At 71.2% G+C, this 14,452-nt stretch carries 14 protein-coding genes; 13 read left to right on the top strand and 1 reads right to left on the bottom strand.

Annotated features, from left to right (window positions below):
• Positions 1 to 6 precede the first annotated feature (6 nt).
• From ABZ453_RS33595 to ABZ453_RS33535, 13 genes are all read left to right on the top strand, one after another.
• Entirely contained in the window at positions 7 to 1,026 is a 1,020-nt protein-coding gene (locus ABZ453_RS33595) for an alpha-ketoacid dehydrogenase subunit beta (RefSeq protein ID WP_359020907.1), read from the top strand.
• A complete protein-coding gene (locus tag ABZ453_RS33590) occupies positions 1,023 to 2,345 on the top strand; it encodes a dihydrolipoamide acetyltransferase family protein (protein ID WP_359020905.1) in 1,323 nt (440 codons plus the stop codon). Before ABZ453_RS33595 ends, ABZ453_RS33590 begins: the two co-directional genes overlap by 4 nt.
• Positions 2,346 to 2,423: 78 nt before the next feature.
• On the top strand, positions 2,424 to 4,130 hold the full coding sequence (gene paaN, locus ABZ453_RS33585; RefSeq protein ID WP_359020903.1) for a phenylacetic acid degradation protein PaaN: 1,707 nt from the start codon (positions 2,424 to 2,426) through the stop codon (positions 4,128 to 4,130).
• On the top strand, positions 4,123 to 5,304 hold the full coding sequence (locus tag ABZ453_RS33580) for a thiolase family protein (RefSeq protein ID WP_359020901.1): 1,182 nt from the start codon (positions 4,123 to 4,125) through the stop codon (positions 5,302 to 5,304). The genes paaN and ABZ453_RS33580 overlap by 8 nt, the downstream gene beginning before the upstream one ends.
• Positions 5,301 to 6,062 (top strand): enoyl-CoA hydratase/isomerase family protein, encoded by a 762-nt coding sequence (locus ABZ453_RS33575; protein ID WP_359020899.1) that lies wholly within the window; start codon positions 5,301 to 5,303, stop codon positions 6,060 to 6,062. Before ABZ453_RS33580 ends, ABZ453_RS33575 begins: the two co-directional genes overlap by 4 nt.
• Positions 6,059 to 6,925, top strand: coding sequence for a 3-hydroxyacyl-CoA dehydrogenase family protein (locus ABZ453_RS33570; RefSeq protein ID WP_359020897.1), 867 nt, complete (start codon positions 6,059 to 6,061; stop codon positions 6,923 to 6,925). The genes ABZ453_RS33575 and ABZ453_RS33570 overlap by 4 nt, the downstream gene beginning before the upstream one ends.
• A complete protein-coding gene (locus tag ABZ453_RS33565) occupies positions 6,916 to 7,767 on the top strand; it encodes an enoyl-CoA hydratase-related protein (RefSeq protein ID WP_359020895.1) in 852 nt (283 codons plus the stop codon). The genes ABZ453_RS33570 and ABZ453_RS33565 overlap by 10 nt, the downstream gene beginning before the upstream one ends.
• 37 nt (positions 7,768 to 7,804) lie before the next feature.
• Positions 7,805 to 8,779: a 1,2-phenylacetyl-CoA epoxidase subunit PaaA gene (gene paaA / locus ABZ453_RS33560; RefSeq protein ID WP_359020893.1), complete on the top strand. Its 975-nt coding sequence runs from the start codon at positions 7,805 to 7,807 to the stop codon at positions 8,777 to 8,779.
• Positions 8,776 to 9,102 (top strand): 1,2-phenylacetyl-CoA epoxidase subunit PaaB, encoded by a 327-nt coding sequence (gene paaB / locus ABZ453_RS33555; RefSeq protein WP_359020891.1) that lies wholly within the window; start codon positions 8,776 to 8,778, stop codon positions 9,100 to 9,102. The genes paaA and paaB overlap by 4 nt, the downstream gene beginning before the upstream one ends.
• Before the next feature lie 10 nt (positions 9,103 to 9,112).
• Positions 9,113 to 9,979 (top strand): 1,2-phenylacetyl-CoA epoxidase subunit PaaC, encoded by an 867-nt coding sequence (gene paaC, locus ABZ453_RS33550; protein WP_359020889.1) that lies wholly within the window; start codon positions 9,113 to 9,115, stop codon positions 9,977 to 9,979.
• On the top strand, positions 9,973 to 10,485 hold the full coding sequence (paaD, locus tag ABZ453_RS33545; RefSeq protein WP_359020887.1) for a 1,2-phenylacetyl-CoA epoxidase subunit PaaD: 513 nt from the start codon (positions 9,973 to 9,975) through the stop codon (positions 10,483 to 10,485). The genes paaC and paaD overlap by 7 nt, the downstream gene beginning before the upstream one ends.
• A gap of 336 nt (positions 10,486 to 10,821) precedes the next feature.
• Positions 10,822 to 11,937, top strand: a complete 1,116-nt coding sequence (gene paaE, locus ABZ453_RS33540; protein WP_359020884.1) for a 1,2-phenylacetyl-CoA epoxidase subunit PaaE — start codon at positions 10,822 to 10,824, stop codon at positions 11,935 to 11,937.
• A gap of 58 nt (positions 11,938 to 11,995) precedes the next feature.
• Positions 11,996 to 12,367, top strand: coding sequence for an SRPBCC family protein (locus ABZ453_RS33535; protein ID WP_359020882.1), 372 nt, complete (start codon positions 11,996 to 11,998; stop codon positions 12,365 to 12,367).
• 223 nt (positions 12,368 to 12,590) lie between these two features.
• Here the strand turns inward: ABZ453_RS33535 and ABZ453_RS33530 are convergent, their stop codons facing one another.
• On the bottom strand, positions 12,591 to 14,168 hold the full coding sequence (locus ABZ453_RS33530) for an ABC transporter substrate-binding protein (RefSeq protein WP_359020880.1): 1,578 nt from the start codon (positions 14,166 to 14,168) through the stop codon (positions 12,591 to 12,593).
• Positions 14,169 to 14,452: the final 284 nt, after the last annotated feature.

Here is a 14,452-nt window from a genome sequence, read left to right as displayed (position 1 = left end):
ACCCCGATGACCAAGGTCACGATGGCGCAGGCGCTCAACACCGCCCTGCGCGACGCGCTGCGCGAGGACGAGAAGGTCCTCGTCTTCGGTGAGGACGTCGGTCCCCTGGGCGGGGTGTTCCGCATCACCGACGGGCTGACCCGCGACTTCGGCGAGCAGCGCTGCTTCGACACCCCGCTCGCCGAGGCGGGCATCGTCGGGCTGGCGGTCGGCATGGCGATGGGCGGGTACCGGCCCGTGGTGGAGATGCAGTTCGACGCCTTCGCCTACCCGGCCTTCGAGCAGATCGCCTCCCACGTCGCCAAGCTGCGCAACCGCACCCGCGGACGGATCGGCCTGCCGATGGTGATCCGCATCCCCTACGCCGGCGGGATCGGCGGAGTGGAGCACCACTGCGACTCCAGCGAGGCTTACTACGCGCACACCCCTGGACTGAAGGTCGTCACCCCCGCCACGCCGCAGGACGCGTACTGGCTGCTGCGCGACGCGGTGACCGACGCCGACCCCGTCGTCTTCCTGGAGCCGAAGAAGCTGTACTGGTCGCGCGAGGAGGCCGACCTGAAGACACGACAGGCACCGCCGTTCGGCCGGGCCGCGGTACGGCGCGCCGGCCGCGACGCCACGGTGATCGCCTACGGTCCGTCGGTCCCGGTGGCCCTGGCGGCGGCCGAGGCGGCCGCCGACGACGGCATCGACCTCGAAGTCGTGGACCTGCGGACCCTGGTCCCCTTCGACGACGAGACGGTCACGGAGTCCGTCCGCAGGACGGGACGCTGCGTGGTCGTGCAGGAGGCCCAGGGCTTCGCCGGAGTCGGCGCGGAGATCGCCGCAAGGGTCCAGGAGCGCTGTTTCCACTCCCTGGCCGCGCCCGTTCTGCGGGTGGCCGGGTTCGACATCCCGTATCCGCCGCCGAAGCTGGAGCACGCCCACCTGCCCGGCATCGACCGGGTCCTCGACGCCGTCGACCGTCTGCAGTTCGCCGACGAGCCGGACACCCGCCACCTGCCGAAGGGAGCGGTCGCATGAGCACCGCGACGGCGCAGGAGCAGCTGTTCCGGCTGCCCGACCTCGGGGAGGGACTGACCGAGGCGGAGATCATCGATTGGAAGGTCGCCGTCGGCGACACGGTGAGCATCGACCAGATCGTGGTCGAGGTGGAGACCGCCAAGGCAGCCGTCGAGGTGCCCGTGCCCTACGCCGGCACCGTGCTGCGGCTGCACGCCGAGTCCGGCAGCGCGCTGGGGGTGGGCGAACCCCTCATCACCGTGGGAGCGAGCGCCTCCGGCGGGGCAGAGAACACCGGCTCACGTCCGGGCGAGAAGGCCGCCGAGCGCTACCGCGAGGAGGAGCAGGCCGGATCCGGCAACGTGCTGATCGGCTACGGCACCGGTCATGAACCGGCGCCGCGCCGTCGCCGCCGGCGCGCGGCCACGACGTCCGCCGGCGGCCCGACGGTCGCGCCCGCCGAGCACGCGCCCCGCGCCATCTCACCCCTCGTACGGCGCATGGCCCGGGACCACGGCATCGATCTCACCGCCTTGCGGCCGTCCGGTCCTGCCGGAGTCGTCCTGCGACGGGATGTGGAACGCGCCCTCGCCCAGGGCGCCCGGAACCCGCAGGAAGCCGCCCCCCGGGAGGAGCCCGTCTCGAGCGGTCCCGTGCGCATCCCGTTGCGCGGTGTCCGCCGGGCCGTGGCCGACAAGCTCTCCCGCAGCCGGACCGAAATCCCCGACGCCACCACCTGGGTCGACGTGGACGCCACTGGACTTCTCCAGGCCAAGAAGGCGCTGGAGGCAGCCGCACCCGGCCGTCGCATCGGGCTGCTGGCACTGCTGGCCCGCATCTGTGTCGCGGGCCTGCGCCGCCACCCCGAGCTGAACTCCTCGGTCGACACCGAACGGCGGGAGATCCTGCGCCACGACGAGGTGCACCTCGGCTTCGCCGCCCAGACCGACCGCGGGCTGGTCGTCCCGGTCGTCCGTGACGCCCACCGGCTGACGACCGTCGAACTCGCCGTGGAACTGGCCCGGTTGACCGAGCTGGCCCGCGAGGGGAACCTCCCGCCCGACCGGCTGACCGGCGGAACCTTCACCCTCAACAACTACGGCGTCTTCGGTGTCGACGGCTCCACGCCCATCATCAACCACCCCGAGGCCGCGCTCCTCGGCGTGGGCCGCATCGTCGACAAACCATGGGTCGTCGACGGCGCCCTCGCCGTACGCAAGGTCACGCAGCTCTCGCTCAGCTTCGACCATCGGGTCTGCGACGGCGGAGTGGCCGGCGGCTTTCTGCGCTTCGTCGCCGACTGTGTGGAGCGACCGGCGATCCTTCTCGTCGACGTCTGATCCGACGCGCCGTCTCTTCCTCCTTCCGCCTGGGCCCACCACACCCACCTATCTACCGAACGTTCGGCCTGGAGAGTCATGTCCACCGACCATCACCCCGACTTCTACGCACGCCACGCGGACCTCCTGCACCAGGCGGTGGAACGCACCACCGACCGCTGCTACTGGACGCCCTACCCGGAAACCCCCACCGACTCCGCGTACGAAGGCGGAGCCTCCGACCGCGGCGAGGCCCTGTTCCGCGATCTCCTCGACCGGCACTTCGCGCTCGACGGACACCCGACCACCGGCACCGTCCCGGCCGCCGAAGTCTCGCCCTACGGCTTTCCCCTCGGCATCAGTTACCCACACCTGGTGCCCGAGTTCGCCGTGGCCACCGCCAGGACGGCGGCCACGGCCTGGCGCGCCGCGAGCCCCGACGTCCGCGCCGGAGTGGCAGCCGAGATCCTGGCCCGCCTGAACGCCGCCAGCTTCGAGATCGCCCACGCGGTCCAGCACACCACCGGCCAGCCCTTCGTCATGGCCTTCCAGGCGGGTGGCCCGCACGCCCAGGACCGGGGACTGGAAGCAGTGGCCCACGCCTGGGAGGCACAACGCCGCCACCCGGCCACCGCACGCTGGAGCAAGCCCCGGCGCCGCGGCGGCCCACTGGTCATGGAGAAGACCTACACGCCGGTCGGCCGCGGCGTGGCGGTCCTCATCGCCTGCAACACCTTCCCCACCTGGAATGGATACCCCGGCTTCTTCGCCAGCCTGGTCACGGGCAATCCCGTGGTCGTCAAGCCGCACCGGCGGGCGGTGCTGCCGCTGGCGATCACCGTGCGGATCGCCCGCGAGGTGCTGACCGAGGCCGGCTTCGACCCGGACGTGGTCCTGCTGGCCGCCTCGGGTCCCGAGGAGCGCACCGCTCCAGCCCTGGCCACCCACCCCGAGGTACGGATCGTGGACTTCACCGGTTCCAGCGAGTTCGGCGACTGGCTGGAGGCCAACGCCCGTCAGGCCGCCGTCCACACGGAGAAGGCCGGCCTGAACACCGTCGTCGTCGACTCCACGGACGACTACAGCGGAATGCTGCGCAACCTCGCCTTCTCCCTGGCGCTCTACAGCGGCCAGATGTGCACAACCCCGCAGAACATACTCGTCCCCCGCGACGGCTTCCCCACCGACCAGGGACCGCGCACGGCGGACGACTTCACCGCCGATCTGGGCTCGGCCCTGGACGACCTGCTCGGCGACCCGGCCCGCGCGGCCGCCACCCTCGGAGCCATCGCGAACGGCGGAATCCTCGCGCGCCTGGAAGAAGCGGCAGCCCTGGACCGTACTGCCCATCCCTCGCGCGCCGTGGCCCACCCCGACCACCCCGACGCCGTCGTCCGCACCCCGCTGGTGGCCCGGCTCGACGCGGAGGCCGACGTCAAGACTTACACGAGTGAGTGGTTCGGACCCGTCTCCTTCGTCATCGCCACCGACGACACCCCGCACTCCCTGCGCGTCCTGCACGACACCGTACGACGCCACGGCGCCCTCACCGCCTGCGTCCACACGACGGACGACGGCGTGCTGGCGGCGACCCGCGCGACGGCCCTGGAAGCCGGGGTGCACCTGTCGGAGAACCTCACCGGGGGCGTCTTCCCCAACCAGTCCGCGGCCTTCAGCGACTTCCACGGCACCTCGGCCAACCCGGCCGCCAACGCGGCGCTGACCGACCCGGCGTTCGTCCACGGCCGGTTCTCGGTCCTGCAGTCCCGCCGTCACCCAACCGCAGAGGAGCACGACGATGTCTGACGAGGTCTATCTGATCGACGGCGCCCGCACCCCGCTGGGGCGCCACCGTGGTGCACTGGCCTGCGTACGCCCCGACGACCTGGCCGCCCTCGTCGTCGGCGAGGCGGTGCGGCGCTCCGGCATCCCGGCCGAAGCCGTCGACGAGGTGATCCTCGGCGCCGCCAACCAGGCCGGCGAGGACAACCGCAACGTGGCCCGCATGGCGGCACTGCTGGCCGGTCTGCCCCACCGTGTGCCCGGATACACCGTCAACCGGCTGTGCGCGTCCGGCCTGACGGCCGTGGCCTCCGCCGCCCAGACGATACGGGCGGGCGAGGCCGACCTCGTGGTGGCCGGGGGAGTGGAGTCGATGACCCGCGCCCCCTGGGTGATGGCCAAGCCGGGCACGCCCTGGTCCCGGCCGCCCGAGATGCACGACACGCCCCTCGGCTGGCGCTTCACCAACCCTCGCTTCCCCGCCGACACCACCCTGTCGATGGGCGAGACCGCCGAGGAACTCGCCGCCCTGGACGGCATCACCCGCCTTGAGGCGGACGCCTTCGCGCTGCGCAGCCACCGGCGGGCACAGGCCGCCCAGCGAGCCGGCCGCCTGGACCGGGAGATCGTCCCGGTGGCGGTGACGGACGGCGAGGCGACCCGGGACGAGGGACCGCGGCCGGACACCACGCTGGAGAAGCTCGGCGCGCTGCGCACCTCCTTCCGCAGCAAGGGAATCGTCACCGCGGGCAACTCCTCGCCCCTGTCGGACGGGGCGGCGGCCCTGCTGGTGGCGAGCGGGGCAGCGGTCGAGCGCCACGGGCTGACTCCCCGCGCCCGGGTCGTCACCGCCGCCTCGGCCGGAGTCGAGCCGCGCCTCATGGGGCTCGGCCCCGTGCCGGCCACTGCCAAGGCGCTGGACCGGGCGGGCTGGAGCGTGGACAACGTGGACACGATCGAGGTCAACGAGGCGTTCGCCTCCCAGACCCTGTCTGTCATCCGCAGGCTGAAGCTGGAGGAGGACCGCGTCAACGCCGACGGCGGCGCCATCGCGCTCGGCCATCCGCTGGGCTGTTCCGGCGCCCGCATCGTGCTCACCCTCCTCGGCCGCATGGAACGAGAGAACGGCCACCGGGGCCTGGCGACCATGTGCGTGGGCGTCGGAATGGGCGTGTCGATGCTGGTGGAACGCGTATGAGCACGAGCGCCGACACCACCTACGACACCCTGCTCGTCGAACGGCGCGCGGACCGGGTCGTCGTCACCCTGCATCGCCCCGAGGCGCGCAACGCCATCAGCGGCCGCATGGTCACCGAACTGCACCGGGTGTGCGAGGAGTTGGAACACGACCCCAAACTCCTGCTGCTCACCGGCCACGGCGGGGTGTTCGCCGGCGGCGCCGACATCGCCGAACTGCGCGAGCGCGGTCGGCACGAGGCGATGCAGGGCATCAACAGCCGCCTCTTCGAGCGGATCCGCAGACTGCCCATGCCCACACTGGCCGCCGTGCCCGGCTGGGCGCTCGGCGGCGGCGCCGAACTGGCCTATTCCTGCGACCTTCGTATCGCCGGACCGGAGGCGGTCTTCGGCAACCCCGAGCCCGGTCTGGGCATCCTCGCGGCCGCCGGTGCGTGCTGGAGACTGCGGGAACTGGTCGGCGAGTCGGTGGCCAAACAGGTCCTGCTGGCCGGCCGCACGCTCGACGCGCCGGCCGCGCTCGCCTGCGGACTGCTCATGCACGTCGTACCGGCGGACCGGCTGATCGCCGAGGCGCACGCCCTGCTCGACCGCATGGCCCGTTCCTCGGCACTCGCCCTGCGGCTCACCAAGCTCGTCACCGACGCCCCCGGCGCCCATCCCGTGGCGGACGACCTCGCCCAGGCAGTGCTGTTCGAAGGCAGCGACAAGAAGGAGCGCATGACGCGCTTCCTGGAGAAGAACGGAGGACGGACATGACCACGGCAGCGGTACCGCCCGCCAGGGTGGGGGTACTCGGCGGCGGGCGGATGGGCGCCGGGATCGCCCAGTCCTTCGCAGCCGCCGGATCGTCCGTGACGGTCGTGGAACACGACGCCGCCGCAGCAGCCACCGCCCACGACCGCATCGCCGCCGGACTGCGGCTGGCCGCCGAGCGCGGGGGGCTCGACGGATCCGCTGCCCGGGCGGCCACGGGCCGGGTCACCGCCGTGGCCTCGGTCGCCGAACTGCCCCACGGCACCCAGCTCGTCGTCGAGGCGGTGCCGGAGGACGTGGCGCTCAAGGCCGGCCTGCTCGCCGACGCCGAACAGGCCGTGGCGGCGGAGTGCGTACTGGCCAGCAACACCAGCTCCCTGCCGGTGACCGAACTGGCCGCGGCTCTGAAGCGCCCCGCGCGGTTCCTGGGAATGCACTTCTTCAACCCCGTGCCCGTCTCCACCCTCGTCGAACTGGTCACCGCGCCCGACACCAGCGAGGAGACCCTGACAGCGGCGACCGGCTGGACCCGCGCGCTCGGCAAACAGGAGATCGTCGTCAGCGACTCGCCCGGCTTCGCCAGCAGCCGCCTCGGTCTCGCACTCGGCCTCGAAGCGATCCGCATGGTCGAGGAGGGCGTCGCCGACCCGGAGGCCATCGACACGGCCATGCGCCTGGGCTACAAGCACCCGATGGGCCCCCTGCGCCTCACCGACGTGGTGGGACTCGACGTACGTCTCGCCATCGCCGAACACCTGCACACCACCCTCGGACAGCGCTTCGCACCACCCCGGCTGCTGCGCGAGAAGGTCGCCCGCGGAGAACTGGGCCGCAAGACCGGACAGGGGTTCTACTCATGGCACTGAACGACAGCCCCGCCGCCCCCGCCCAGGAAGGCGAACAGCACCACCCCGACACCTACGGCGTGGCGTACGACATCACCGACGCCGTGGCCGTCATCGAACTGCGCGGCCCCACGGGCGCCAACGCGCTCGACGCGCACCTGCGCAGCGCACTGCTCACGGCGGCCCGCCGCCTGACCACGGACGCCGCCCGCGGAGTGAGGGCGGCGCTCATCACCGCACGCGGCAAGAACTTCAGCGTCGGACAGGACCTCACCGAACACGCCCGGCTGCTGAAGACGGCGCCCACCCGGGCGTTCGCCAACCTTCCCAACGACTACAACCCCCTGGTGAAAGAGCTGACCGCGCTGCCCATCCCGCTCGTCGCGGCCGTCGAGGGCACCTGCGTCGGAGCCGGACTCGGCATCGCGCTCTGCGCCGACCTGCGCGTCGCCGCCGAGAGCGCACGCTTCGCCACCGCCTTCACCGGCCTCGCACTGGCCTCCGACTCCGGAGTCGCCCGCGCCCTGGCCCGCCAGCTCGGCCCGTCACGCACCGCCGCACTCATGCTCCTCAACGAGCCCTTCTCCGCCCGGGACGGCGAACGCTGGGGTTTGGTCCAACGGGTCGTACCCGACGGCACGGCCAGGGCCGAAGGCCTGGCCATGGCGCGCTCCCTGGCCGACGGACCCACCGCCGCCTACCGGGAGATCAAAGCACTGCTGCGAGGCGCGGGCTCAACACCTCTGCAGGCGACGCTGGAACGCGAGGCCGTCGTCCAACGGCGCCTCGGCGCCACCCAGGACCACCACGAAGCCGTCACAGCCTTCCTCGAACGCCGCGGCCCCATCTTCCGCGGCCGCTGACCCACCCAGCCATCACGTACGACGGGACAGAACTCCCATGAACAATCCCACGGGCACGCCCCCCGGGGCCCGCACCCCCGAGTCGGCCTTCGAGGACACCATCGCCCGCGACCAGCGCATCGAACCCCGCGACTGGATGCCCGACGGCTACCGCGCCACCCTCATACGGCAGATCGCCCAGCACGCCCACTCCGAGATCATCGGCATGCAGCCGGAAGGCGAGTGGATCACCAAGGCACCCTCGCTGCGCCGCAAGGCGATCCTGTTCGCCAAGGTGCAGGACGAGGCCGGCCACGGTCTGTACCTCTACTCGGCGGCCGAGACCCTCGGCGCCGACCGCACCGAGCTGACCGAGCGGCTCTGCGAAGGCCGCCAGAAGTACTCCTCCATCTTCAACTACCCCACCCGCACCTTCGCGGACGTAGGAGTGATCGGCTGGTTCGTGGACGGCGCCGCCATCTGCAACCAGGTACCGCTGTGCCGCACTTCCTACGGCCCCTACGGCCGCGCGATGGTGCGCATCTGCAAGGAGGAGTCCTTCCACCAACGCCAGGGCTACGAACTCCTGCTGACCATGATGCGGGGCACCGACGAGCAGCGGGCCATGGTGCAGGACGCCGTCGACCGCTGGTGGTGGCCGTCCCTGATGATGTTCGGGCCGCCCGACGACGACTCGCCCAACTCCGTTCAGTCCATTGCCTGGAAGATCAAACGGCACTCCAACGACGAACTGCGCCAGCGCTTCGTCGACATGACCGTCCCTCAGGCCGCGAAGCTGGGCGTCACCCTGCCCGACCCGGAACTGAAGTGGAACCAGCAGCGCGGGCACCACGACTTCGCCACCCCCGACTGGACGGAACTGCGGCGCGTGATCTCCGGAGACGGGCCGTGCAACGACGAACGGATCGCGCGACGAAGAGCCGCGCACGAAGGCGGCGCCTGGGTGCGCGAGGCAGCGGCCGCCCATGCCGCCAAGCAGGCCCACCGGGCACGGGAAGGAGCGGCGGCATGAAGGAGCCCAAAGCCACCGACACCCGATGCTCGGAGCCGGCGCGGGGTGAGTGGCCGCTGTACGAGATCTTCGTCCGCGGCAAGCGCGGCCTCAACCACGTCCACGTCGGCTCCCTGCGCGCCGCCGACGACGACATGGCTCTCCTCCACGCCCGCGACCTCTACACACGACGCAACGAGGGAGTGAGCATCTGGGCGGTGCGCTCGCGCACCATCGCCGCCTCCACCCCCGACGAGAAGGACGCCTTCTTCGCACCCAGCGGCGACAAGGTCTACCGCCACCCCACCTTCTACGCCATCCCCGACGACGTCCCCCACATCTAGGAACCGCACCATGAGCGACGAGGACCTGCACGCCCACCACGACGACACACGGTGGGCGTTCGGTACCGGATTCACCGATCCGCTGCACGGGATGGACCAGGCCGTGCCCGACGGTGTCGACGCGAAAGCCCTGGCGGCCTGCTGCCTGGCACTGGCCGACGACGCCCTCGTGTCCGCCCAGCGGCTCGCCGAGTGGTGCACCCGCGCCCCCGAACTGGAGGAGGAACTGGCCCTGGCCAACATCGGCCTGGACCTCCTCGGCCAGGCCCGCCTGCTGTACGCGAGGACCGGTCGAGCCGACGGGTCGGGCCGCGGTGAGGACGCCTACGCGTACTTTCGTGACGCGGCGGACTTCCGCAACGTACGCCTCGCCGAACTACCGGGCGGCGACTTCGCGTTCACCATCGTCCGGCTGCTGATCCTGTCCAGCTGGCGGCTCGCCCTCTTCGAGGCCCTCACCAGCGCACCCGACCCGGTCCTGGCCGCCATCGCCGCCAAGAGCGTCAAGGAACTTGCCTACCACCGCCGTTACGCCGCCGAGTGGACCCTGCGGCTCGGTGACGGCACGCCGGAGTCGCGGCAACGCGTGGAAGCGGCCCTGGACTCCATCGCACCCTGGCTGCCGGAACTGCTGGCCGACCGCACCGCGGCTCAACTCGGCGCCGCTCCCGCCGCCATCGCCCACCGCACCCGGTCGGAACTCACCGAAGTGCTTCAGGCGGCCGGACTCAACCGAAACGGGGCCGACCTCCACGACCAGGCCCCTCTCACCGCCCTCGCCGGCTCCGGCCGGGACGGAGTCCACACCGGGCACCTGGCACCCCTGCTCGGGGAGTTGCAGTGCGTCGCCCGCGCCCATCCCAGCGCGACATGGTGACGCCCGCGGAACGCGCCTGGCGCACCGCCCGCGAGGTACCCGATCCCGAGCTGCCGATGCTGACGCTCTACGACCTCGGCGTGCTGCGCGACGTCGAGGTGACACAGGACGGCAGGGTCGTCGCGCGTCTGACGCCGACCTACTCGGGCTGTCCGGCCATGGCGGAGATGCGCGCCGAGGTCGCCGCCCGGCTGCGAGCGGACGGCTTTCGCGAGGTCGAGGTCGTCACGGTGCTGGACCCGCCGTGGACCACCGACTGGATCAGCCTCGAGGGCCGCCGCAAGCTTGCCGAACACGGCATAGCACCACCGGGGCCGATGGGCGGCGGGGAACCTGTCGTGCTGCCAACGCCCGTCTTCCGGCCGTTCACGCCGCAGACCGTGACCTGCCCGCGCTGCGGCTGGCCCGACACCGAGGAGATCTCCCCTTTCGGCTCCACCGCCTGCAAGGCGCTCAGGCGATGTCGCGCCTGCCTCGAGCCGTTCGAGCACATCAAGGACTTCTGACTTGGCTTCTCCCCCAGCTGAAGCAGGGAGATTCTTCCCTCGCGGGTTGAGTTTTCTGGTTCTCAGACAGCAGCTGCCCCGAACCAACGGCAAGGGACGTGGGTACGCCCAGCAGTCTTACGCCAGCTCCACAGACCTGACATCCCGCCAGCCCGGCGGTAGGCCCGGCCAGCTTGGCTATCGCCGACCGGACGCCAAACAAACTACCACTTACCTGCGGCCGGTTGGCAGTGAACGCCGATCCGCCCTGGCGGCGAATCGGCTTGCCCTGCCCTGCTCCGCAGAAGTCCGTTTCCTCCCCCGCCCCAAGGCGGGGGTATCCACGGAGGAATCCCGATGACCGACTCCGCCATCACCACCGCTGCACGGGCCCGCCGCCGTCCGGCCTTTCACGCCCTGCGCGTCGCCGCCGTCGAGCCGCTCTGTGCCGACGCAGCCGTCCTCACCTTCGACATCCCCGACCAGCTGGCGGGGGAGTTCGCCTTCCGCCCCGGACAGTGCCTCACCCTGCGCCGCGAGTTCGACGGCCGTGACGAGCGGCGCTCGTACTCGATCTGCTCACCGGCCGGGACGCCGCCCCGCATCGGTGTGCGCGCCGTCCCCGGCGGGCTGTTCTCCTCCTGGCTCGTCCACGGCGTACGACCGGGGGACACCCTGCATGTGATGGGTCCGGCCGGTGCCTTCACCCCCGACCTCCGCGACCCCGGCCGTCTCGGCCACCATGTACTCGTCGCCGCCGGCTCCGGCATCACGCCGATGCTCTCCATCGCCGCTTCCGTCCTCGGCGCGGACGACACCTCACGCGTCACCCTGCTGTACGGCAACCGTCGTACCGGATCGGTGATGTTCGCGGACGAGCTCGCCGACCTCAAGGACCGCCATCCGGCCCGCTTCCATCTCGTGCACGTCCTCTCCCGTGAACCGCGCGAGGCGGACCTGCTCTCGGGACGCCTCGACACCGGGCGGCTCACCGCGCTGATCGACGGCCTCATCGACGCCCGGGACGCCGGCCACTGGTGGCTGTGCGGCCCGCACGGCATGGTCCGCGACGCTCGGGCCGTCCTGTCCGGACTGGGTGTGCCGGCCGACCGCGTCCACCAGGAACTGTTCCACGCCGACGAGGAGCCTCCCGCGCGGACCACGGGCGACGAGGACGGCACCACGGACGGCCAACCGACCAGCGAGGTCACCGTTCTCCTGGACGGCAGAGCCACCACCTTCCCCGCCTTGCGCCGGCACAGCGTTCTCGACGGCGCCCAACAGGTCCGCCCCGACCTGCCCTTCGCGTGCAAGGGCGGAGTCTGCGGCACCTGCCGTGCCCTTGTCACCCATGGCCGGGCCGACATGCGCCGCAACTACGCGCTGGAACCGGCGGAGGTCTCCGCGGGCTACGTCCTCACCTGCCAGACCTTCGCGGCCTCCGACACGCTGACGGTCGACTTCGACAGCTGAGACACGACGCCGGTCGCCGAGGTCGACAGGGTGTCCCAGCCGTGGGGGAGGAGTGTCTGTGAGATACGCCGATGGCCCGAGCGTGTCCTGTGAGGTCCACGTCGAAGCGGCTCCGTCGCGGGTCTGGCACCTGGTGACCGACATCGCCCTGCCGGCCCGTCCGAGCCCAGAAGTGCAGCGGGCGGAATGGCTCGACGGAGCGGAGCGGCCGACTGTGGGGGCGCCCTTCGTCGGGTACAACCGCCACCCCCTGGTCGGCGAGTGGCGGACCGTCTCGCACGTCGTCGAGCTGGCGGACCAGCGGGTGTTCGGCTGGGCGGTCGTCGATCCCCACGGCCGGTTCGGCTCCCGGACGCCGGCGTCGGCGAGGCCGATGGCCACGTGGCGCTTCGAACTCGTACCCGCAGCGACCGGTACCAGACTGCGGTAGGTCGCCCGTATCGGGCCGGGCCGTTGCAGCTTGGCGATCGACCGCGCCCCGGAACGGGAGGAGGCGATCGTGGCCCTTCGCATGAGCGAGCTGCGCACCCACATGGAAGCGATGTTGCGCGGAGTCAAGGCACTCGCCGAACCGCGACCCAGGCCGCCGACCGGTCCCGCGCCCTGACGAACCGAGCCAGGCTGTCACCGGCCGGCAGCGCCGGCCGGCCGACTCACCAACTGGCCTTGCGGTGCAGCTCCCACATCATCATGATCGTCGAAGGGTCGAGGGCCTGCTCGCCACCGGCGATGTCGTCGCTGGCCGCGATGTACTGCCGCCCCTGCCACAGCGGGATCAGGCGGGCGTCGGCGACCAGGATCTGCTGGGCCTTCTCGAAGTCCTCGACGACCTGGGCGCGATCGCTCTCGGCGCGCGAGTCGGGCAGCAACCTGCCGGTGATCACGGGGGAGGTGTAGGGCGTACCGAGGGTGTTGTGGGTGCCGACGAAGGGGTCGATGAAGTTGTCGGCGTCGGGGAAGTCGGGGAACCAGCCGCGCCCGAACACCGGGTACTCGCCTCTCTGGTAGCCGGCGACGTACGTCTTCCACGGCCGGCTCCTGAGGGTGATCGCGAACAGGCCCGAGGCGTCGAGCTGCCGCTTGAGCTCCTGGAACTCCTTCGCCGTCTCCGAGCCGTAGCGGTCGGTCGTGTACCAGAACGTGAGCGGGACGCGCCGGGTGATGCCGGCACCGGCAAGGATCTTGCGCGCTTTCGAGATGCTGGGGTTGCCGTATGCGTCGAAGTAGCCGGCGGTGTGGCCGGTCAGTCCGGCGGGGACCATGGAGTAGAGCGGGTCGACGGTGCCCTGGTAGACCTTGAAGACGATGGCGGGACGGTCCACGATCTGGGCAACGGCCTTGCGTACGGCGGGGATTCCGGCCCATGGGGCCTTGGGGTTGAACACCAGATAGTTGATGTTGATGCCGGTTCCGTCGATCAGTTGCAGGTCGGAGGAGTGGTAGGCCTGCAGGGCGACGATGTCGGACGCGGCGAGACCGCGGTAGGTGACATCGATCGCACGCGAGCGCAGGGCTGCGACCATCGTGGCCGAGTCATGGAAGTAGCGGATGGTCACCGCGTCGTTCTGCGTGTCGGCGAAACCCTGGTAGTGGCCGTTGCGGATCAGTTCGGCCTGCTTGCCGTCCTGGTAGGAACTGAGTGTGTACGGGCCGGACCCGACCACCGACTGTCCCGTGCGCAGCGATGTGGCGGGGTAGTCGTCCGGGTCGACGATCGACATGGCCGGGGTGGCCAGCACGAACGGGAAGGTGGCGTCGGGCTTGTTGAGGTGGAAGACCACCTCGTGATCGCCGAGCGTCTGCACCTGGTCGAGGCTGCCGAGGAGCCCGGCCGGGCCGCTGGGTGCGTTGATGGTCCGTATCCGGTCGATGGAGTACTTGACCGCCCGTGCGTCGAGCGGGTCGCCGTCGCTGAACTTCAGGCCGGAGCGCAGCTCACATCGGTAGGTGCGGTTGCCCGAGTCCGTGAAGGCGCAGTGCTGGGCGGCGTCGGGTTGGGGGGTGATGGCGCCGTTGGGGTAGGCGAGCAGGGTCTGGTAGATGTTCCGGAACAGTTCCCAGGAGCCGTCCCAGGATCCGGCGGGGTCCAGGGTGCTGGGGGCGCTGGTCGTCCCGACGACGATGGGCCTGCCGGCCCCCGCGCCGCTGCCGGAGGCCATTGCGCACCCCGTCGCCAGGGACAGGGCCGCGACAGCGGCCACTCTTCGCAGGAATCGGTTCTGCTTGCCCACACGCGCACACTCCTCGGGCCCGCCGTTCAAAGGTCGGCAGAACGTACTGAGCGCCGCCACGGCCCGGACCACCGCAAAGGGGCCCTGTTGCCGGAATGTGCTGTGTGGGCACCGCCGTCCCGGTGTGTCCGCCACCGCTCGCCCCAGGAAGCGCCTGCTGGATCGCCCCTGTGACGTTTCCGTGACCGCCGGGTGTGGGATCGTGCTCCCTCGCTTCAGAGCCTGCGCATCTGCCAGCCCCATGGGCACCGGTGCATGGAAGTCCACGTCCGGTGCGTGCGCAG

The organism is Streptomyces sp. NPDC005799, assembly GCF_040630525.1.
Classification (GTDB): domain Bacteria; phylum Actinomycetota; class Actinomycetes; order Streptomycetales; family Streptomycetaceae; genus Streptomyces; species Streptomyces griseorubiginosus_B.
This window is presented reverse-complemented; position numbering and strand designations above follow the sequence as displayed.